Below are 19,227 nucleotides of genomic sequence, written 5' to 3'. Positions count from 1 at the left end.
ACGGCCTTGATATCGACCGGACTTCGCAGGAGGAGAGGCGGCGTGCCCGCAACCCGTCAGAAACAGGTGCACCTCGCGGCCCAGTTGCCCGGCATCCACAATGTGACCGTCTGGTCGGACCCGCGTTCCGGGAGCCAGATCGCCATCGACTCGTTCGTCCGGCTCGCGCGGACCGTCGAACGCGGCCGGTTCGACTTCTTCTTCCTCGCCGAGGGACTGCGGCTGCGCGAGCACAAGGGGAAGGTCTACGACCTGGACATCGCGGGCCGCCCCGAGAACCTGACCGTGCTCAGCGCCCTGGCCGCCGTCACCACGCACCTGGGCCTGGCCGCCACGGTCAACACCACCTTCAACGAGCCGTACGAGGTGGCGCGCCGCCTCGCCACCCTGGACCGGCTCAGCGGAGGGCGGGCCGCCTGGAACGTGGTCACCAGCCATGACGCCTTCACCGGCGAGAACTTCCGCCGGGGCGGTTTCCTCCCCGAGGCCGACCGTTACACCCGCGCCGCGGAATTCCTCACCGCGGCAAGGGAGTTGTGGGACAGCTGGGCCGACGGCGACCTGCGGGCCGACGCGGCGTCGGGGGAGTACGTACGGGCCGGGGCCGGCCGCTTCGCCCACCGCGGCCGGCACTTCGACATATCCGGCCGGTTCAGCACCCCGCCCGGACCCCAGGGCCACCCGGTGGTCATCCAGGCCGGCGAGTCCGACGCGGGCCGCGAGTTCGCCGCCTCCGACGCCGAAGTCGTCTTCAGCAAGCACAACCGGCTCGACGCCGCCCGCGCCTTCTACCGGGACGTGAAACGCCGTCTGCCCCGCTACGGCCGCCGCCCCGAGGACCTGCTGATCCTTCCCACCGCCAACGTGGTCGTGGCCGACACCGACGAGGAGGCCGCCGCCCGTGCCGACGAGATCAGCCGGGAACTGGTGAGCCCGCAGACCGCGATCGCCCATCTGGAGGCGGTCTGGGGCCGCGACCTGTCCGGATACGACCCCGACGGCCCGCTGCCCGACATCGAGCCCGAGGACGACGCGCACTTCCTCAAGGGGCACTCCGTGTTCCGCAAGGACCGCGCCGAGACCGCCCGCAAGTGGCGCGAACACGCGGAGGAACGCGGCCTGTCCATCCGGGAACTGGTCATCGAGGTCGGTGGCCGCCCCACCTTCACCGGCAGCCCCCGCACGGTCGCCGACGCCATCGACCACTACGTCCAGACCGACGGCGCCGACGGTTTCGTCCTCGTCCCGCACCTCACGCCGGGCGGCCTGGACGACTTCGTGGACCGGGTGGTGCCGCTGCTCCAGGAGAAGGGCGTCCACCGGGCCGACTACACCGGCACCACCCTCCGCGACCATCTCGGTCTTTCCGACGCCCCCCGCCCGGCTTCCTGGGGCGGCCGCCCCGCCGGACACGACGCGCACGACCCGAAGGAGACCTCCGCATGACCGGCACGACCGGCGCCCCCGGCGGCCCGACGCACCTCGCCGTCGCCCTCGACGGTGCCGGCTGGCACCCGGCGGCCTGGCGCGAGGACGGCGCCCGTCCCGCCGAACTGCTCACCGCCGGTTACTGGGCCGGCCTGGTCACGGAAGCCGAACGGGGACTGCTCGACTTCGTCACCCTCGAGGACGGCCTCGGCCTCCAGTCCGCCGCCTTCCACCGCCCCGACGACCGCACCGACCAGGTCAGGGGCGCCGTCGACGCGGTGCTGCTCGCCTCCTACCTGGCCCCGCTCACCACCCGCATCGGCCTGGTCCCGACCACGAACGTCACCCACACCGAGCCGTTCCACCTGGCCATCGGCATCGCGACCCTCGACCACGCCGGCCGGGGCCGGGCCGGCTGGCGCCCGCAGGTATCGTCCCGCGCGGCCGACGCCGGCCTCTTCGGCCGCCGTACCACGCCTCAGCTCACCGACGAGGACGTCACCGACCCGGAGCGGATCGCCGCCCGGCTGCACGACCTGTTCGCCGAGGCCACCGACGTGGTGGAGGCGGTGCGGCGGCTGTGGGACAGCTGGGAGGACGACGCCGAGATACGGGACGCGGCGACCGGCCGCTTCCTCGACCGCGACAAGGTCCACCACATCGACTTCCAGGGCCGGTACTTCAGCGTCAAGGGCCCCTCGATCACCCCGCGCAGCCCCCAGGGCCAGCCGCCCGTGTTCAGCCTCGCCCACGCCTCCACACCGTACGAGTTCGCGGCCGCCGCCTCCGACGCCGTCGCCGTCACCCCGCGCGACCGGGAGGGCGCGGCGGCGATCCTCGCCCAGGTGGACGCGGCGGTCCGGCGGTCCGGCCGCGACCTGGCCGAGCGCCCGCTGCGGATCTTCGCCGACCTCCTCGTCCTCCTCGACGAACGGCCGGGCGCCGCCGCCCGCCGACTGGCCCGCCTCGACGAGCGGGCCGGGGCCGGACTCCGCTCCGACGCCGGGATCTTCACCGGCACACCCGGCGAACTGGCCGACCTGCTGCTCGACTGGCGCGCCGCCGGACTGGACGGCTTCCGGTTGCGACCGGCCGTCCTGCCGCACGACCTGACGGCGATCACCCGCGGCCTGGTCCCCGAACTGCAGCGCCGCGGCGCCTTCCGCACCGCGTACGACAGCACCACCCTCCGCGGCCACCTGCGCCTTCCGCGCCCCGCCAGCCGCTACGCGAAGGCGGGGGGCTGAAGGACCCGCGGTGATCTCCTCCCGGAAGTACGGTTCCGCGAGCGGACCCGGCGGCCTGCCCGCGCATCTCCGCTGATCGCCGCAGGAGGGTCCGTTAAGGTCGTGCCGGAGGCGCGGACCGGGGCGGCGGGCCGGGCGTTCGGCGCCCTGCCGGGGGATGTGCCCCGGATGCGCCCTCTCGGTCGGAGGACCGAGGGAACGCGCAGGTCGGAGCCGATGTCATGGGGGCACAGTGCGATTGCGAGTGGAGTTCACGACCGAGCCCTTCGACCTCGACGAGGTGCCCGCGCACGCGGTGGTGGCCCGCGAGGTCGTCGAGGCGGCGGAGCTGGACGCGGTGGACGTCGGACCGTTCGGCAACACCGCCGAGGGCGGCGCCGACGCGGTGCTCGGCGCCGTCGACACGATGCTGCGCAGGGCGCTGACGGCCGGCGCCACCCGCATCTCGCTCCAGGTCAACGTCGTCGAGGACGGCGACCGGTGACCGGCACCGGTGACGAGGCCTTCATCGCGGCGGTGAAACCGCTGGTCGACGCCATGGGCGGCGAGATGGTCCCGCCGGACGAGGCCGGGACCGACGACGTGGTGCTCTCCTGGGAGGGCGCCGCCGTCGTCGCCGTACGGCTGCCGCAGCTCGCGGACTCCCTCGGCCACATCCTCGCGGCGCTGGAACGCCGGAAGGGCAGACCGCTCGCGGACCTGGACCGCAAGGCGAAGCAGGAGATCGTGCGCGGGCTGGAGGCGCGCGGCGCCTTCACCGTGCGGCACGGCGTGGAGACCGTGGCGAGCGCACTGGGGGTCAGCCGCTTCACCGTCTACAACTACCTCAACCGCGAGAAGGGCGCCTGAACCTCTTCCCGGCCTGCGGCGCCCCCTCCCTATTTTCAACAAACTGTTGACGTGTTGTTCGTGGCGGCGTTCACTGTCGGCACGCCCGTTCGACACCAAGGCCGCTCGTGGCCACGGAGGCTTTCCGTGACGTCGACTTCCCCACCCCCGGGCCTGGCCCGCCTCAACGCCCTGGAGGAGCACGCGGCCCTCGCCGCACTCCACGAGGTCTGCGCCTCCACGGCATGGGCCCGGCGACTGCTCGCCGCCCGCCCGTACCCCACCGCCGACGCCCTGTACGCCGCCAGTGACACCGCCACGGCCGGCCTGTCCCCGGCCGACCTGGACGAGGCGATGGCCGGGCACCCGCCGATCGGCCGCCCGGAACCGGGGAACCCGGCCTCCGCCAGGGAACAGAGCGGCATGGCCGACGCCCCGGAGGCGCTGAGGGCCGAAATGCTCGAACTGAACCTGGCCTACCAGGAGAGGTTCGGCCGTGTCTTCCTCGTCTGCGCCACCGGCCGGACCGGCGAGCAGATGCGCGACGCCCTCCGGGAACGCCTCGGCAACGCGCCGGAGCGGGAGCGCGAGATCGTCCGCACCGAACTGGGGAAGATCAACCGCATCCGGCTGGCCCGACTCGTCGAAACCGAAACCGAAACCGAAACCGAGACCAAAACCGAAGCCGGATCCGGGACCGAAGCCGAAGCCGAAGCCGACGTCGAAGAGGACCGACGCACATGAGCACCGACACCACCGCCTCCGTGTCCACGCACATCCTGGACACCAGCGCCGGCCGCCCCGCCGAGGGCGTCGCCGTCCGCCTCGCCGCCCGCTCGGGCCGGGACGCGGAGTGGCGGGCGCTCGGCGGCTCCGCGACCGACGCGGACGGGCGGTGCGGGGACCTGCCGGCCCTGCCGGAGGGAACCACCCACGTACGGCTCGACTTCGCGGTCGAGGCGTACCTCGCACCGCAGGCGGGGAACCGGGCCGATGCGCGGCAGGACGCCCCCGCGCACCGGGACAGCGGCACCGGAGCGTTCTTCCCGGAGGTGGCGGTCACGTTCGCCGTCGCACCGGGCGAGCACTACCACGTACCGCTGCTGCTCAACCCGTTCGGCTACTCCGTATACCGAGGGAGCTAGCAGACACATGCCTACGATCCTGGGCCAGAACCAGTACGGCAAAGCGGAGAACCGAGTCGTCAGGATCACGCGGGACGGCCCCACCCACCACATCAAGGACCTGAACGTCTCCGTCGCCCTGTCCGGCGACATGGACGAGGTCCACTACTCCGGCTCCAACGCCCACGTCCTGCCGACCGACACCACCAAGAACACCGTGTACGCCTTCGCCAAGGAGTACGGCATCGAGTCCGCCGAACAGTTCGGCATCCACCTGGCCCGCCACTTCGTCACCTCACAGGAACCCATACACCAGGCGCGTATCCGTATCGAGGAGTACGCCTGGCAGCGCATCGAGACGGCCGGCGAGGGCGAGCACTCCTTCGTCCGCGAGGGCCGGGAGACCCGGCTCGCCCAGATCACGTACGACGGGGAGAAGTGGGAGGTCGTCTCCGGCCTGAAGGACCTGACGGTGCTGAACTCCACCGACTCCGAGTTCCGGGGCTACGTCAAGGACAGGTACACGATGCTCGAGGAGACCCGCGACCGCGTCCTCGCCACCTCGGTCTCCGGCCGCTGGCGGTTCCACTGGACCGGCGACGCACAGGAGATGCCCGACTGGGAGACGTCGTACGAGGAGACCAGGAGGCACATGCTCCAGGCCTTCGCCGAGACCTACTCCCTGTCCCTGCAGCAGACGCTGTACCGGATGGGCGCCCGGATCATCGACCACCGCGACGAGATCGACGAGGTCCGCTTCTCCCTCCCCAACAGCCACCACTTCCTGGTGGACCTGGAGCCGTTCGGCCTCAGCAACGACAACGAGGTGTACGTCGCCGCCGACCGCCCCTACGGCCTGATCGAGGCCACCGTCCTGCGGGACGGCTGCGAGGCGCGGATACCGGTGGACCTCACCAACCTGTGAGCCCGCGGCCCCCTTCCGGCCCCCGCGGCCGGACGGCCCGCCGACCGGCCGGCCACGGCACTCCGACCCCCAGGGTCCTGCCGTGCCCTCTCCACGTACGCGAAAAGGACGGAACATGGCAGCAGACCGGCGCACCGTCATCGAGAACTGCGCGATCGCGACCGTCGACGCGAAGGACACCGAGTACGCCTCCGGTCACCTCGTCCTCGCCGGCCACCGCATCGAGTCCCTCGGCCCGGGCCCGGCCCCCGAAGGCCTTGAGAACATCACCCGCCGGATCGACGCCACCGGGCACCTGGTGACCCCCGGCCTGGTCAACACCCACCACCACTTCTACCAGTGGCTCACCAGGGGCCTGGCCACCGACCACAACCTCTTCGACTGGCTCGTCGCCCTCTACCCGACCTGGGCGCGCATCGACGAGCCGATGGTGCGCGCGGCGGCCCGGGGCTCGCTCGCGATGACGGCCCGCGGCGGCGTCACCACCGCCATGGACCACCACTACGTCTTCCCGCGGGGCACCGGCGACCTGTCCGGTGCCGTCATCGGAGCCGCCCGTGACATGGGCGTGCGCTTCACCCTCGCCCGCGGCTCCATGGACCGCGGCGAGAAGGACGGCGGACTGCCCCCGGACTTCGCCGTCGAGACCCTCGACGACGCGCTCGCCGCCACCGAGGAGACGGTACGCCGCCACCACGACGCCTCCTCCGACGCCATGACCCAGGTCGCCGTCGCCCCCTGCTCCCCCTTCTCCGTCTCCACCGAACTCATGCGGGAAGGAGCCGAGTTGGCCCGGAGGCTCGGTGTGCGCCTGCACACCCACGGCTCGGAGACCGTCGAGGAGGAGAAGTTCTGCCACGAACTGTTCGGCATGGGCCCGACCGACTACTTCGAGTCCACCGGCTGGCTCGGCGAGGACGTCTGGATGGCGCACTGCGTCCACATGAACGACTCCGACATCGCCGCCTTCGCCCGTACGGGAACGGGAGTCGCCCACTGCCCGTCCTCCAACGCCCGTCTCGCGGCGGGCATCGCCCGCGTCCCCGACCTGCTCGCCGCCGGCGTCCCCGTCGGCCTGGGCGTGGACGGCACCGCCTCCAACGAGTCCGGCGAACTCCACACCGAACTGCGCAACGCCCTCCTCGTCAACCGCCTCGGCCCCCACCGCGAGACCGCCCTGAACACCCGGCAGGCGCTGCGCCTCGGCACGTACGGGGGCGCCCAAGTGCTGGGCCGCGCGGGGGAGATCGGCTCCCTGGAGCCGGGCAAGCTCGCCGACCTGGTGCTGTGGCGGATGGACACCCTCGCCCACGCCTCCATCGCCGACCCGGTGGCCGCGCTGGTCCTCGGCGCGGCGGCCCCGGTCACCGCGTCCTTCGTCAACGGCCGGCAGATCGTGGAGAACGGCCGCCTGCTCACCGCCGACGAGGACGAGATCGCCCGCTCCACCCGTACGGAGGCCCAGCGGCTGGCCCGCATCACCGAGCGGGGCTGAGCCCCGCCGAAGCCACCGGCCGGGAGACGGCCCTCAAGGGCGCGAAGTCCCAGGCCACGCCATGAGGTTGGCGAACAGCTCGGCCTGCTCGATCGCGTCGTCCAGTGCGTGATGCGTGTGGCGGCGCCGGGACAACAGCTCACGCGGCATGGTGCCCTTCGCCACCGCCCGCAGCGGCAGCCCCGCCTTGGTGGCGTACAGGGTCTTCATGTCCAGGCAGCCCGAGTGCCCGAAGGGGCTGGAACCGGTGAAGCGGATCAGGTACCAGTACAGGAACGTCCAGTCGTACGACGCCGGATAACCGCACATCACCGGCTGGGCGCCCGCCCCCACGTCACGCACCCAGTCGGCGAACTCCCGCATCGCCCGCACCGGTTCGACGCCCTCGGCACCGAGCCGGTCCCGGTCGAGACCGCTCACCGCCAGCGCCTCGGGCACGAACTCCTCACTGATCGGCCGTAGTTCGCGGTAGAACGTCCGCTCCTCGGGATCGGCCGCCCGGAATCCGTCGGCGTCCTGCGTCCCGGCCACCGAGGCGCCCAGGCTGAGCATGGAGTACGGCCCGGGGATGGGCCCGTCGGCCTCGATGTCGACGGAGATGTAGAGGCTGGGTCTGACACGTCGTGGAGCCATGGGACGCAAGGATCGCAGGCCGGAGCACGCTCCCGCATCCGGAATACGCCGCCGGTCAGACCGTCCGGGCCGCCGTCACCTCCTCCCGCAGCCGGGGCAGCATGTCGTGGTACACACCCGGGCAGAGGGTCTCGCCGTAGTCCTTGTGGCCGTAGAGCTGCGCGGAGGGGATGCCGTACCGCTCACACACGTACGCGCACAGGGCCACCAGGACGTCCCACTGCGTGTCGGGCGGTACCGCGCCCGCGTGGTACGTGCCCTCGCACGCGATGCCGATGGCCTGGTCGTTCTGCCCGGAGGTGTGGGAGCCGAGGACGAAGGTCCGGCCGTCGGTGAGCGACTGGAGGCTGCCGTGCCGGCCCTCGGTGATCCAGCCGCCCCGGCTGACCAGGAAGTGGTAGCCGGTGTCGACCCAGCCGTTCTCGTCCAGGTGCAGGTCCTGGACCCAGTGGGCGTGGGCGTGCGCCTGGGCGCGGGAGAGGTCGGCGGTGTTGGCGCTCACCGTGTGGTGGACGACGATCCGGCTCGGTCGGTACTGCAGGACGCCGATGGTCCCCTGCGGGGGACGGGCGTCCCAGGTGCCGGTGGAGTCGATGTCCGGCTCGACGGTCGCGGCGTCGCGCGCCCGCGCGGCGCCCGGCACGGCGCCGGCGGTGGCCAGCCCGGCCGCGCCGGCGAGCAGGAGACGGCGCCGGAGGGTGTTCTCGGGATGCACGGTCACTCCTCGGGACGGAGGCGGGGTGGGGGGAAGACGCGGGAGCCGGCGACGGGCGGCCGCCGGCCCCACCGCGTGATCGCGCGTCACGTGTTGTTGGCGAGCGCCAGCAGCCGGTCGCGGGAGCCGTTGAACCGGTCGCGGTCCACGTTGCCGGAGACACCGGGGACCGCACCGGTGCTGGTGTACTGCCACACCGTCCAGGTGGGGAAACCGCTCGGGACGGTCGGCGACGCCGCCGAGGTCCAGTGCGCCACCCACAGCGGGCTCTTGGCGGACATGCCGGTCCAGTTGCCGGTGCAGGTGTTCCACCAGCTCGCCGTCGTGTAGATGACGACGTCGCGGCTCGTGCGCGACTTGTACGTGGTGTAGAAGTCGTTGACCCAGGTGCGCATCTGCGTGGTGGACAGGCCGTAGCACATCGCCCCGTACGGGTTGTGCTCGATGTCCAGGACGCCGGGCAGGGTGAGGTTGTCGCGCGACCAGCCGCCGCCGTTGTCGACGAAGTAGTTCGCCTGGGTGGCGCCGCCGGAGACGTCGGGGCGCGCGAAGTGGTACGCGCCGCGGATCACGCCCGCGTTGTACGCGGCGGGATAGTTGCTGCCGAACCGGTCGTCCTTGTAGGTGGTGCCCTCGGTCGCCTTCATCCAGGCGAACTGGATGCCGGAGTTCCGCACCGAGGTCCAGTTGATGGCGCCCTGCCAGTGCGAGACGTCGATGCCCTGGACGCCGTCGGTGGCGGCCAGGGCGACCGTCGAGGGCGCCTCGGCGGGGGTGCCCTCGTGGATGCGGGCGCCCACACCCATGTACGCCTCGCCGGGTCCCACGTGGACGGGGCTGCCCTGGTCGGGCTCCGGTGCGGCGGTCGCGCCGCCGGTGGTGGTGGCCGTCAGCGCGAGGGCGGCGCCGAGGACGCCGAGCGCCGTGGCGATCCGTCTGCGGGGGCCGGTCGAGGGACGGGGGACAGGGAACATGGGGGCTGCCTCCTGACACATGTGGGGATGAGCGAAGGAGGTGACGTCGGCCGCTGCCACCTGGGCAGATCCGTACTCGTTGACGTGTACTCGTCATTAGTTACACACGTGGACTCCGCAGGTGTAAAGGGCCTCCGGTTTCCTCTGGTGGTCTGGCCCACTGTAGGAGCGGATGACCTGGAAACCCGGGAACCGGGCGGCGGAAACTTTCAGCGGGTGAAACCCTCAGCCGGCCTCCGGCCGCACGCGCACCGGCCGGCGCGCCCCGAGGACCACCGCCGCCAGTACGAACGCCGCCACCGCGACCGCCGTCGCCACGCGGAAAGCCAGCTGATACCCCTCGGCGATCGCCGGCACCGACTCACCGCCCCCGTCGAGCAGCCCGTCCGTACGGCTCGCCGCGAGCACCGACAGCACCGCCAGGCCCAGTGCGCCGCCCACCACCTGAGTGGTGTTGAACAGCCCGGACGCCAGCCCCGCGTCCTCCTCCCGGGCCCCCGCCATGGCCAGACCGGTCAGCGCGGGCATCGCGGCGGCGAACCCGGCGGCGAGCAGCAGCATGGGCGGCAGCACGTCCACCGCGTACACGCCTTCCACGGGCGCCCGGCTCAGCAGCGCCATCCCCGCGACGATCAGCGCCAGCCCGGACAGCAGCACCCGGTACGCCCCGAACCGGCCGATGGCGCGCGCGGACAGGCCCAGCATCAGCACCCCGATCGCCACCGGCGCCGGCAGGAACGCCATCCCCGTGGCCAACTCGCCGTACCCGAGCACCCGTTGCAGATACAACGCACCGATGAACTGGAAGCCGTACATCGTCGCGACCATCAGGATCTGCACGACGTTCGCCCCGCTCAGCAGCCGCGAGCGGAACAGCCCGAGCCGCAGCAGCGGACGTGCCGCGCGGCTCTGACGGAGGGCGAACGCCACGAACAGGGTCACGGCGAGCGCGGACAGCGACAGGGTGCGGCCCGGGCTCCGCTCACCGGATCCGACGATGACGTACACGGTGAGCATCAGCGCGCCCGTGACCAGCGCGGCGCCCAGGTGGTCGGCGCCCCGGGCGGACCCCGCGGCGGCGTCCGGACGGTCGGGGGCCAGCACGCGGACCGCCGCGACGAGCGCGACGATTCCGATCGGCAGGTTGATCAGGAAGATCCAGTGCCAGCCCAGGGTCTGGGTCAGCGCACCGCCGAGGAACGTGCCGAGGGCCCCGCCCGCCGCCCCCACGGCGCTGAACACCGCGATGGCCCTGGCCTGCTCACGCCCTTCGGGAAACAGCGCCACCAGCATGCCCAGCACCACGGCCGACGTCATCGCCCCGCCGACGCCCTGGACCGCCCGCGCCGCGACCAGCACGGCCCGGTCGTCCGCGACCCCGCACAGCACGGAGGCCGCGGTGAAGACGGAGAGACCGGCCGTGAACATCCGCTTGCGGCCGATCAGGTCGCCGAGCCGGCCGGCGAGCAGCAGCAGACCGCCGAACGGAATGAGGTAGGCGTTGACGACCCAGGCCAGCCCCGGCGCGCTGAAGCCGAGGTCGCGCTGGACGGCCGGCATGGCGACCGTGACGACATTGCCGTCCAGGATCGTCATCAGCGTCCCCGCGCACAGCACGACGAGGGACGCCCAGCGGGAGTACGTACGTGGCGGTGCCGCCGGTGCCGGTGACGCGGCCGAGGTGGACATGGTGGGAAGCCTCCGTCTGCTGCTGCCTGGACCCCATGGGTGCACGACTTGTAACGGGGGACATCGTGGGTGACCATCGGGGTGGCTGTAAGGAGGCAGTTCGATGTCCCAGAGGAACACCGGTGTTACTCCGCAGGTGGTGAACGCGCACGCGTGCCCGGTGCGGGAAGTTCTTGACAGGGTCTCCGGAAAATGGAGTGTGCAGATCCTGGTCGCGGCGGCGCACGGCCCCATCCGCTTCACCGAACTGGAGCGCGGCATCGAGGGCATCAGCCGGCGCATGCTGACCCTCACCCTGCGCAACCTGGAACGCGACGGTCTGGTCAGCCGTACGGTCCACGCGACGGTACCGCCGAAGGTGGAGTACGCACTCACACCGGTGGCCCGCGAACTGCACGAGACGCTGCTACGGCTGACGGACTGGGCCGAGCGCCACCGGGTCCACATCGCCGAGTCGCGGGCGGCCTACGACATCGAGCACGCCCGCGAACCCGCCGACGCGTAGGTTCTACAGCCCGAGCAGGCCCGGGTCCTTCGCCAGGTCCCGGAAGACATCCCGCGGATCCGGCACGAGCTTGCGCCGCCCGAGGTCCATCAGCCCGCCGACGGCTGTGATCTCGGCGGCCACGGTGCCGTCCGCCTTGGTGATCGTCTGCTCGATGGTGAAGACCTTGCCGCCGCTCCAGGTGAAGGTACAGCTCACGTCGGCCTCGTCACCGGCGAGCAGCTCCCGTTTGTAACGGATGGTGGTCTCCAGGGCGACCGGCCCCACGCCCTGGGAGATGAGCCCGGACTGGCTGATCCCCGCCTCCAGGAGCAGCGACCAGCGCGCGTGCTCGGCGTAGTTGAGGTACACGGCCTGGTTGAGGTGCCCCTGCACGTCGGTCTCGTATCCGCGCACGGTCACCCGGACGGAAAACGGCTCGCTCATCGCGTCTGTCCCCTTCACGCCTGCTCGGTCCGGTGCATCACCCACCGATCCTGGCACGCCCCTCACACCCGGCGCGGGGAGGCCAGCAGATAGCGCGCCCGCGTCCTCGGCTCCGTGTACTCCCCGACCTGCCAGCCGGCCCCCTCCAGCGTGGCCGCGCAGGCCCGCAGCGCGGCGCCGTCCGGCTCGTACACGGCGACCGCCTCCGGCTGCGGGGTCTCCCGCACCCGGTAACCACCCTCGCCGTCACCGGCCGGGCGATGCCCGGCGGCCTCCAGGGCGAGCGCGGCGGCCTGCACCAGATGCGAACGCTCCCAGCCGCACGGCCGGTCGGTGGCGCCGTCGGGATTGGTCATCCGGCGCAGCTCCAGCATCCCCTGCCAGGCACCGCGCACCTCCCGCAGCCGGGCGGGGCCCGACACGGGCGCGGCGGGCTCACCGCCGGTGCGCGCGGCGAACACCCCGGTCGCGGGCGGTGCCTTGACCGGCTCGGGCGCCGCCTCCGCCGCCACCGTCTCCGCTTCGCGCGCCCGGTGTCCCGCCGGGGTCAGGAAGTGATCGTGCGGCGGTCTCGGATGCCGGAAGGCGAGTCCGCGCTTCACCAGCGCGGCGAGCTGCGCCGGCGTGCCCCGCAGTCGCCCGGTACCGGGATCGGCGGCGTCGACGATGCGGCGCTGCGCGGCGGTGAGCGGTCGGGTCATCGTCGTCCGGAGGCGTAGGGGAGGAAGGCGGCCCAGTGGTGGGGGGAGAAGGTCAGGCGGGGGCCGTGTATGTGCTTCGAGTCGCGGACGTGGATGGTTTCGGGGGTGAGGGCGACCTCGACGCAGGCGGGTCCGTCGTCGGTGCTGTAGCTGCTCTTGAACCACGTCAGCTCGGTGCCGTCACTGGTCGGGGGCTTCACACTCATGTCTCTCCAAGGACTTTCTCGACGAAGGCCAACGACTCACGTGGCGGGAGGGCCTGGGCCCGGATGACTCCGTACCGCAGCTCCAAGATTTGGATCTCCTTCCTCTCCGAGATCAGTCGGCTGGTCCGCTGAACCTCGTTGTGTGCCACCGTGGCGCCCTCCTTGAGCCGCAGCAGGTGGAAGGGGCCGCCGAGACCGGCGTTGTCCTCGCGATCCAGAGGAAGGACCTGGATTTCCACGTTCCGCTTCTGTCCGATTTCCAACAGTCGTTCGAGCTGTCGGCGCAGCACCATTCTGCCCCCGACCCGCCTCCGTAGTGCAGCCTCATCATGCACGAAGCTGAAGGACAGGTTCGCCTGCTTGCTCTTGATGACCTCCTGACGTGCCAGTCGCGCAGTGACAAGCCGGTCCACCTCCTCCTCGGAGAATGCCGGACGCCGTGACCCGAACACTGCCCGCAGGTACTCCTCGGTCTGCAGGAGCCCGTTGATGACGGAGTTGTCATAGGCGCAGATCTCCACGGCCTCTGCCTCCAGCTTGGCCAAGTCCCGTACTTTCTTGGGGAACCGGGCCTTCTCCACCTCTTTCTTCAGTCCCGCGATCAGGCCGCCCGCTTCGAGCACCCGGTCCGCCGCCTCCAGGAACTCCTCCGCCGGGGCCCTGCGCCCGCGCTCGACGGAGGACACCTGCTCCTCGCTGTACCTGATGGCCGTGGCGAGACCGGCCTGGGTCATGCCCTCCCGCTCCCGGCACATCTTGATGACCTTGCCGACGGTCCGCAGCACGGCCGCCGACTCCTCGTCCGCGCCGTAAGGTTCCACGCTCATGTCCCCGCACCTCCGTGGGTTCAACACACGGCAGGCGCGGGACGTCACGCGTCACGACCCGGACAAGCCCGGACGGCTCCCGTACGACGCTCCCGGGTCCGGCCGCCGGGCCTGTTCACGGTGGATCCAAGTGGCCACGCTGAGTGACATGAACGTCGAGATCGCCCCGCCCACCGAACACACCGGCCCCGCCCGGCACTTCAGCATCCGTCTCTCGGCCACCACCCGGGGCGCACGCCTGGCCCGGCACCTCGCCGCCGAACAACTCGCCTCCTGGGGCTGGCCGTACGACACCGAGGCCAACCGCACGTCGGCCCTGCTGGTGGCCGAACTCGCCACGAACGCGGTGGTGCACGGACGCGTACGGGGCCGGGACTTCCGCCTCCGCCTCACCCTCCACCCGGCGGACACCACGCTCCGTATCGAAGTCACCGACGCCCGCCCGGACCACCGCCCACCGACCCCCGGCACGCTGCAACCCGCCGCACCCGACACGGAGTCCGGCCGCGGCCTGCTCCTCGTCGAGGCCCTGTCGACGCACTGGGGAACCACCGGCGGCGACCCGTACGCCAAAACGGTCTGGTGCGAAGTCGCCCTGCGCTGACTTCTTTCGACGGGCATCGGTCGGGTAGCGTGCGGGACATGTCGAGTCCTGAGTCGGACACGGTGGGGGCTTTCGGTCACGCCGTCAGCCCCCTGAACCAGTGAGCTCGTAGCCCTGTCGTCGCGCCGCGTTCTGCGGCCGGGCGGGTGTGCCCTCGGGGCTGGCCGCGGTGACGAGATGACCTTCTCGCCTCTCCTCACCTCGGAGCCACTCGATGCCTCTCCCGCTGTACCTGCTCGCCCTGGCGGTTTTCGCCATGGGCACCTCGGAATTCATGCTCGCCGGCCTCCTGCCGGACATCGCCTCGGACCTCGATGTCACCGTCGGGACAGCCGGAACGCTCACCTCGGCCTTCGCGGTCGGCATGATGGTCGGTGCCCCCCTCATGGCCGCGCTGGCCCGCGACTGGCCCAGGCGCTCCAGCCTTCTCTGGTTCGTCCTCGTTTTCGCGGCAGCTCATGCCGTGGGCGCCCTCACCACCAGCTACCCGGTCCTGTTCGCCACCCGGGTCGTCGCCGCGCTCGCGAACGCGGGGTTCCTCGCGGTCGCTCTGACGGCTGCCGCCACGCTGGTCCCGCCCGACAGGAAGGGGCGTGCGCTGGCCGTGCTGCTGTCAGGCACGACGGTGGCCACGATCGCCGGTGTCCCCGGCGGATCGGTGCTCGGCACGTTGCTCGGCTGGCGGGCCACCTTCTGGGCGGTCGCCGCTCTCTGCCTGCCCGCGGCTCTCGGCATCCTGAAGGGAATCCCAGCAGGACGTGATGAGGACGAGGCGACTGGCAGGCCGGCGTTGCGGGCGGAGCTCGCCCAGCTCACCCGGCGACGGTTGATTCTGGTGATGCTGCTCGGCGCGCTGGTGAACGCGGCGACGTTCGCGAGCTTCACTTTCCTCGCCCCGGTGGTGACCGAAAGCGCCGGGCTGGGCGAGTGGTGGATCTCTGTCGCTCTGGTGCTCTTCGGCGCCGGTTCCTTCGTGGGCGTCACCGTCGCCGGTCGGCTGTCCGACCGGCGTCCTGGGTCGGTCATCGCAGTCGGCGGCCCGCTGCTGCTCATCGGTTGGCCGGCCCTGGCGCTGCTGGCCGACGAGCCGGTCGCCCTGTTCATCCTCGTATTCGTGCAGGGCGTACTGTCGTTCGCGCTGGGCGGCACGCTGATCACGCGGGTCCTCTACGAGGCCGCGGGTGCTCCCACCATGGCCGGCTCGTATGCGACCGCGGCGCTCAACGTGGGCGCCGCCCTCGGCCCCGTCATCGCCGCGGCCACCCTCGACACCGAAGCCGGGAACCTCGGGCCGCTCTGGGCAAGCGGACTCCTCGTCGCGGTCGCGCTGCTCATGGCCGCCGCCGTGGTGGCCGGCTCATATGGAAGCCACGGTGGCAAATCCTAGAGTGATTCCATGAGCGGAAGCGGCCTGCCGCGATTCCGTTCCCGACCTGATTGCGGAGAAGACGTTGCACGTCACCATCGAGGGCATCACCTACGTCAGCCATGAGGATCCCGCCTGGAGGGGCGAGAAGAACTACATGGCGATGGCCGACCTGGCGCGTTTCGACCTGGACGGGATGCTTGAGCAACTATGGCTTCGCGAGCTTGCCGAGGGTGCCGGATACGAAGTCTGCTGCATCCCGTTCTACGTCTACGGTCTCGCGCTGGGGGACGTGGTGGGGAAGAGCGAGGCGGACACCATCGACCGTTTGATCAGTAAGTCGGGCCGCCGTGTCCTTCGGGTTCTCTTCACCGAACCCCGCCCCGCAGGGGACAGTCGGGCTGCGCTGCGCAGTGCTGTGGACTCGGCCGATCTTCTGAGTGAATGGAACGGCGATCGTCATGTCGCGATCGACGTCCCGGACGTCCCCGCGGCGCAGCCGGTATTCGACTCCGTCCAGGAGGAGATCCAGCAGGGAACCGCTTTCTGGGAGTGGAGTGACTCGAAGAACTTCGACGTCACATGACGGCGGCCACCTGGCCTGAACGCCCGGGTGGGCGCTGATGACGGAGACTGACACGTGATCCTTCACGGTGGACGAGGACGGCATGGTCTTCGTCGTCGCGCCCCTCGGCGTTCCGGGGAACGTGCGGCTCGCCGCCGACGCGCGCGGCGAACACCCGGTGGCAACCGGTACTTTCACCGGCTCGGGCGCCTACGGCTCCGGTTTCGCATGGTCCCGCACCTTTTTTGCGGTGTGGTGCGAGGTCGCCCTGGGCTCAGTGTGAGGTGGCCGGAGGCGTGGCCTTCCCGTTCGAGCGGGTCGCGCGCAGCGACGCCAGGAGGTGCAGTCGGTCCGCGTCGGGGCTGCCCGGCTCGGCGGTGAAGACCAGCATGAACGGGCCGGGGAGGCCGGGCAGCGGGTAGGTGTCCCAGTCCAGGACGACGTCGCCGACCTCGGGGACCCGGAAGGTCTTGGTGCCGCTGACCGAGGCCCGTACGTCGTGCCGGGCCCACAGCCGCCGGAACTCGGCGCTGCGGATGCTCAGTTCGCCGATGATCGCGGTGGCGCGTGGATGGGTGGGGTCGGTGGCGACGGCGGCGCGCATCATGCCGATGTACTCCAGGGCCTGACGCTCCCAGTCCGGGCAGCTCCGCTCACCGGTCCGCGTGTCGTCGAACAGCAGGAGGAGCATGTTGAGCCGGTCGGGCGGGTAGCCGTCCGGGCTGCCGAGCAGCGCCTCCGCCATCGGGTTCCAGTCGAGCAGGTCGAGGTGGCGGCCGAGCACGACCGCCGGGGTGTCCATGACCCGCAGCAGCCGCCGGGTGCTGTCCGGGACCCTCTCCGGACCGCGGTCCGGCCGGGCGGGCACCGGCCGGCGGGCGGCACGGGCCAGACCGAACAGGTGCCTGCGTTCCGCCTCGTCGAGACCGAGCGCCCCGGCCAGCGCGTCCAGGACGTCGTCGGACGGGCGTACCTCCCGGCCCTGCTCCATCCGCTGGTAGTAGTCGGTGCTCAGCCCGGCCAGCAGGGCCAGCTCCTCGCGCCGCAGTCCGGTGACCTTGCGCCGGCCGCCAGGCTCCAGGCCGACGTCCCGCGGGCGCAGCCGGTCGCGTCGGGCGCGCAGGAAATCACCGAGCTCACGGGCGTACGGATGGGTCATGCCGCAAGTGTGCCTTCCCGGTGAGCGCCCAAGGTAGGTCCCGCAGACCTAGGGAAACGAGAACGACCGAATCGGCCCGTACCGCTCCTAGCGTCGTAGGTCCACCCGTCGACACCCCAGGAGCAGCAGATGGCCGGATGGACCGCCGACCGCATCCCCGACCAGCAGGGTAGGACCGCCGTCGTGACCGGCGCGAACTCGGGCCTCGGCCTGGTAACCGCCACCGAGCTGGCCCGCCGGGGCGCCCGCGTCGTGCTCGCGGTCCGCGACACCGCCGCCGGTGCGGAGGCCGCCCGCCGGATCGGCGGTGACACGGAGGTGCGCGAGCTGGACCTGGCCTCGCTCGACTCCGTCCACGCGTTCGCCGCGAAGCTGGCCGCCGACCACCCGGCGGTCGACCTGCTGGTCAACAACGCCGGCCTGGTCCTGCTCGGCCCGCGCCGCACCACCGCCGACGGCTTCGAGCTGCACCTCGGCACCAACATGCTGGGGCACTTCGCGCTGACCGGACTGCTGCTCGACCGGCTGGCCGCGGCGAGGGAAGCCCGGGTGGTCAGTCTCAGCTCGATCACCCACAAGAACGCGCACCTCGACTTCGACGACCTGATGTCGGAGCGTGACTACCGGGCCGCTCCCGCCTACGGCCGGTCCAAGCTCGCCACCACCGTCTTCGGCGTCGAACTGGACCGGCGCCTGCGCGCCACCGGATCACCCGTCATCAGCACACTGGCCCACCCCGGTCTCACCCGCACCAACCTGACTCCGCGCGCCTGGGAGCACCGTGGCCGGCTCGGACAGGTGATCGCGCGGGCCGGTCTGCTGGTCACGCAGCCGGTGGAGCAGGGCGCGCTGCCGCAACTGCGCGCCGCGACCGATCCCGGTGTGCGGGGCGGCCAGTTCTTCGGGCCGTCCGGGGTGGGGGAGACCCGCGGCCGGGTCACCGAGGCCCGGCTCAGCCGGGAGGCGGCCGATCCGGCCGTGGGCAGGCGGCTCTGGGCGGCGGCCGAGGAGCTGACGGGCGTCCGCTACCTGTGAGCCGTCGTCGGCCTGGCAACAGGACCCGCTCCCGCTCCGTCCTCGGGAACGGTCGGAGAGCAGTCGACTGATCAGCCGCACTTCGACGTGGGGAGACCCGTACACCGGGACGGTGTGGTGCGAAGTGCCGCTAGGGTGACGGGCGTCGACGAGCCGGCCGAAGGGACAGTGGGGGATGAGTGCCGTGGAGAGCTGGTCCCGTGTGATGCGTCTTCTCCGGCAGCACGCTCCGGCCGATCACGCGGATCTGCCCGGGCCCGCGACGGAAGAGATGCTCGCGTCCGCCGAGGAACGGATGGGTCTTTCGTTCCCTCAGGATCTTCGCGGGTGGCTGCTGCGGAACAATCTGGATCTCCCCGAGGCGGACGTGGACGACGACGTGGCGTGTTGCGGCTTCGCGGGCTTCCCGGACGAGGGGAGCTTCTTCCTGGGCGTCAGAGCGATGGAGAAGCTGTACGCGAACCGCACCACGCCTGAGGGATGTGATCCTCCGGACCAGCCGGAGAACCCGTTCTGGCGCAACGAGTGGATCCCGTTCCTGTCGGACCAGGACGGCTGGACGGGGAAGTTCATCGACGCGCGGGACGGACGCATCGGCAGGTGGACCGTGGGCGAGATCACGGTCATGGGGGAGTACGACACCCTGGCTGACTGTTTCGACTCCGTGGCGGAAACGCTGACAAGGATCGCCGAGGGGAACCACCCGGTCTGCGAGGCAGCCGGAGGCCGGCTCGTCTGGTCGTAGCCCCGGACCGGTGCACCGTCGGCGCGGACG

The 19,227-nt window shown here is 71.5% G+C and carries 23 protein-coding genes and 1 pseudogene; 15 read left to right on the top strand and 9 right to left on the bottom strand.

Annotation, left to right across the window (positions count from 1 at the left end; translation table 11 throughout):
- The first annotated feature begins 42 nt into the window (after positions 1 to 42).
- The 8 genes and pseudogenes from ACH5AO_RS27610 to ACH5AO_RS27575 all read left to right on the top strand — a co-directional run bounded on the left by ACH5AO_RS27610 (position 43) and on the right by ACH5AO_RS27575 (position 7,047).
- Complete coding sequence (locus ACH5AO_RS27610) at positions 43 to 1,446, top strand: NtaA/DmoA family FMN-dependent monooxygenase (protein ID WP_398929225.1); 1,404 nt, start codon at positions 43 to 45, stop codon at positions 1,444 to 1,446.
- Positions 1,443 to 2,675, top strand: a complete 1,233-nt coding sequence (locus ACH5AO_RS27605; protein WP_398929223.1) for an LLM class flavin-dependent oxidoreductase — start codon at positions 1,443 to 1,445, stop codon at positions 2,673 to 2,675. Before ACH5AO_RS27610 ends, ACH5AO_RS27605 begins: the two co-directional genes overlap by 4 nt.
- Before the next feature lie 232 nt (positions 2,676 to 2,907).
- Positions 2,908 to 3,159: a hypothetical protein gene (locus tag ACH5AO_RS27600; protein WP_398929221.1), complete on the top strand. Its 252-nt coding sequence runs from the start codon at positions 2,908 to 2,910 to the stop codon at positions 3,157 to 3,159.
- On the top strand, positions 3,156 to 3,524 hold the full coding sequence (locus ACH5AO_RS27595) for a helix-turn-helix domain-containing protein (RefSeq protein WP_398929219.1): 369 nt from the start codon (positions 3,156 to 3,158) through the stop codon (positions 3,522 to 3,524). Before ACH5AO_RS27600 ends, ACH5AO_RS27595 begins: the two co-directional genes overlap by 4 nt.
- Positions 3,525 to 3,650: 126 nt before the next feature.
- Positions 3,651 to 4,157 (top strand): annotated as a pseudogene (uraD, locus tag ACH5AO_RS27590) (2-oxo-4-hydroxy-4-carboxy-5-ureidoimidazoline decarboxylase); the annotation flags it as partial.
- An 86-nt stretch (positions 4,158 to 4,243) separates the two neighbouring features.
- A complete protein-coding gene (gene uraH / locus ACH5AO_RS27585) occupies positions 4,244 to 4,648 on the top strand; it encodes a hydroxyisourate hydrolase (protein WP_398929217.1) in 405 nt (134 codons plus the stop codon).
- Between the two features lie 7 nt (positions 4,649 to 4,655).
- A complete protein-coding gene (gene pucL, locus ACH5AO_RS27580) occupies positions 4,656 to 5,552 on the top strand; it encodes a factor-independent urate hydroxylase (RefSeq protein ID WP_398929215.1) in 897 nt (298 codons plus the stop codon).
- A 115-nt stretch (positions 5,553 to 5,667) separates the two neighbouring features.
- Positions 5,668 to 7,047 (top strand): 8-oxoguanine deaminase, encoded by a 1,380-nt coding sequence (locus ACH5AO_RS27575; protein WP_398929213.1) that lies wholly within the window; start codon positions 5,668 to 5,670, stop codon positions 7,045 to 7,047.
- Positions 7,048 to 7,080: 33 nt separating this feature from the next.
- Here the strand turns inward: ACH5AO_RS27575 and ACH5AO_RS27570 are convergent, their stop codons facing one another.
- The 4 genes from ACH5AO_RS27570 to ACH5AO_RS27555 form a co-directional block, all read right to left on the bottom strand.
- The gene (locus ACH5AO_RS27570) at positions 7,081 to 7,680 is read right to left on the bottom strand and encodes a 3'-5' exoribonuclease domain-containing protein (RefSeq protein ID WP_398929211.1); all 600 of its coding nucleotides are present in this window, start codon (positions 7,678 to 7,680) and stop codon (positions 7,081 to 7,083) included.
- A 55-nt stretch (positions 7,681 to 7,735) separates the two neighbouring features.
- A complete protein-coding gene (locus tag ACH5AO_RS27565; RefSeq protein ID WP_398929209.1) occupies positions 7,736 to 8,395 on the bottom strand; it encodes a peptidoglycan recognition family protein in 660 nt (219 codons plus the stop codon).
- An 86-nt stretch (positions 8,396 to 8,481) separates the two neighbouring features.
- A complete protein-coding gene (locus tag ACH5AO_RS27560; protein WP_398929207.1) occupies positions 8,482 to 9,369 on the bottom strand; it encodes a lysozyme in 888 nt (295 codons plus the stop codon).
- A 225-nt stretch (positions 9,370 to 9,594) separates the two neighbouring features.
- On the bottom strand, positions 9,595 to 11,058 hold the full coding sequence (locus ACH5AO_RS27555) for an MFS transporter (RefSeq protein ID WP_398929205.1): 1,464 nt from the start codon (positions 11,056 to 11,058) through the stop codon (positions 9,595 to 9,597).
- A 103-nt stretch (positions 11,059 to 11,161) separates the two neighbouring features.
- Between ACH5AO_RS27555 and ACH5AO_RS27550 the strand changes: the two genes are divergently transcribed.
- A complete protein-coding gene (locus ACH5AO_RS27550; protein ID WP_398929203.1) occupies positions 11,162 to 11,563 on the top strand; it encodes a winged helix-turn-helix transcriptional regulator in 402 nt (133 codons plus the stop codon).
- Positions 11,564 to 11,566: 3 nt separating this feature from the next.
- On the opposite strand, the gene ACH5AO_RS27545 is transcribed toward ACH5AO_RS27550, so the two are convergent.
- The 4 genes from ACH5AO_RS27545 to ACH5AO_RS27530 all read right to left on the bottom strand — a co-directional run bounded on the left by ACH5AO_RS27545 (position 11,567) and on the right by ACH5AO_RS27530 (position 13,723).
- The gene (locus ACH5AO_RS27545) at positions 11,567 to 11,989 is read right to left on the bottom strand and encodes an acyl-CoA thioesterase (RefSeq protein ID WP_398929201.1); all 423 of its coding nucleotides are present in this window, start codon (positions 11,987 to 11,989) and stop codon (positions 11,567 to 11,569) included.
- A 62-nt stretch (positions 11,990 to 12,051) separates the two neighbouring features.
- Positions 12,052 to 12,690 (bottom strand): hypothetical protein, encoded by a 639-nt coding sequence (locus ACH5AO_RS27540; protein WP_398929200.1) that lies wholly within the window; start codon positions 12,688 to 12,690, stop codon positions 12,052 to 12,054.
- On the bottom strand, positions 12,687 to 12,896 hold the full coding sequence (locus ACH5AO_RS27535; protein ID WP_398929198.1) for a DUF397 domain-containing protein: 210 nt from the start codon (positions 12,894 to 12,896) through the stop codon (positions 12,687 to 12,689). Before ACH5AO_RS27535 ends, ACH5AO_RS27540 begins: the two co-directional genes overlap by 4 nt.
- The gene (locus ACH5AO_RS27530; RefSeq protein WP_398929196.1) at positions 12,893 to 13,723 is read right to left on the bottom strand and encodes a Scr1 family TA system antitoxin-like transcriptional regulator; all 831 of its coding nucleotides are present in this window, start codon (positions 13,721 to 13,723) and stop codon (positions 12,893 to 12,895) included. The genes ACH5AO_RS27535 and ACH5AO_RS27530 overlap by 4 nt, the downstream gene beginning before the upstream one ends.
- Positions 13,724 to 13,871: 148 nt before the next feature.
- Here ACH5AO_RS27530 and ACH5AO_RS27525 point away from each other — a divergent pair, with 148 nt between their 5' ends.
- The 4 genes from ACH5AO_RS27525 to ACH5AO_RS27510 all read left to right on the top strand — a co-directional run bounded on the left by ACH5AO_RS27525 (position 13,872) and on the right by ACH5AO_RS27510 (position 16,541).
- Positions 13,872 to 14,327 (top strand): ATP-binding protein, encoded by a 456-nt coding sequence (locus tag ACH5AO_RS27525; RefSeq protein ID WP_398929194.1) that lies wholly within the window; start codon positions 13,872 to 13,874, stop codon positions 14,325 to 14,327.
- A gap of 214 nt (positions 14,328 to 14,541) precedes the next feature.
- Positions 14,542 to 15,714: a Cmx/CmrA family chloramphenicol efflux MFS transporter gene (locus ACH5AO_RS27520; protein WP_398929192.1), complete on the top strand. Its 1,173-nt coding sequence runs from the start codon at positions 14,542 to 14,544 to the stop codon at positions 15,712 to 15,714.
- Positions 15,715 to 15,778: 64 nt separating this feature from the next.
- Positions 15,779 to 16,279, top strand: coding sequence for a DUF4265 domain-containing protein (locus ACH5AO_RS27515; protein ID WP_398929190.1), 501 nt, complete (start codon positions 15,779 to 15,781; stop codon positions 16,277 to 16,279).
- A gap of 82 nt (positions 16,280 to 16,361) precedes the next feature.
- Positions 16,362 to 16,541 carry a hypothetical protein gene (locus tag ACH5AO_RS27510; RefSeq protein WP_398929188.1) on the top strand — a complete coding sequence of 60 codons (180 nt, stop codon included), beginning with the start codon at positions 16,362 to 16,364 and terminating at the stop codon, positions 16,539 to 16,541.
- On the opposite strand, the gene ACH5AO_RS27505 is transcribed toward ACH5AO_RS27510, so the two are convergent.
- Positions 16,533 to 17,417, bottom strand: a complete 885-nt coding sequence (locus tag ACH5AO_RS27505) for a helix-turn-helix transcriptional regulator (protein ID WP_398929186.1) — start codon at positions 17,415 to 17,417, stop codon at positions 16,533 to 16,535. The two genes, ACH5AO_RS27510 and ACH5AO_RS27505, sit on opposite strands and share 9 nt — an antisense overlap.
- Before the next feature lie 129 nt (positions 17,418 to 17,546).
- Here ACH5AO_RS27505 and ACH5AO_RS27500 point away from each other — a divergent pair, with 129 nt between their 5' ends.
- The gene (locus ACH5AO_RS27500; protein ID WP_398929184.1) at positions 17,547 to 18,452 is read left to right on the top strand and encodes an oxidoreductase; all 906 of its coding nucleotides are present in this window, start codon (positions 17,547 to 17,549) and stop codon (positions 18,450 to 18,452) included.
- A gap of 175 nt (positions 18,453 to 18,627) precedes the next feature.
- Positions 18,628 to 19,197, top strand: coding sequence for an SMI1/KNR4 family protein (locus ACH5AO_RS27495; RefSeq protein ID WP_398929183.1), 570 nt, complete (start codon positions 18,628 to 18,630; stop codon positions 19,195 to 19,197).
- Positions 19,198 to 19,227 lie beyond the last annotated feature (30 nt).

Origin of the sequence: Streptomyces sp. NPDC018964 (assembly GCF_044390325.1) — a bacterium.
Classification (GTDB): Bacteria; Actinomycetota; Actinomycetes; order Streptomycetales; family Streptomycetaceae; genus Streptomyces.
The sequence above is the reverse complement of the archived record's forward strand: the minus strand, read 5'-3'. Positions and strand labels throughout refer to the sequence as shown.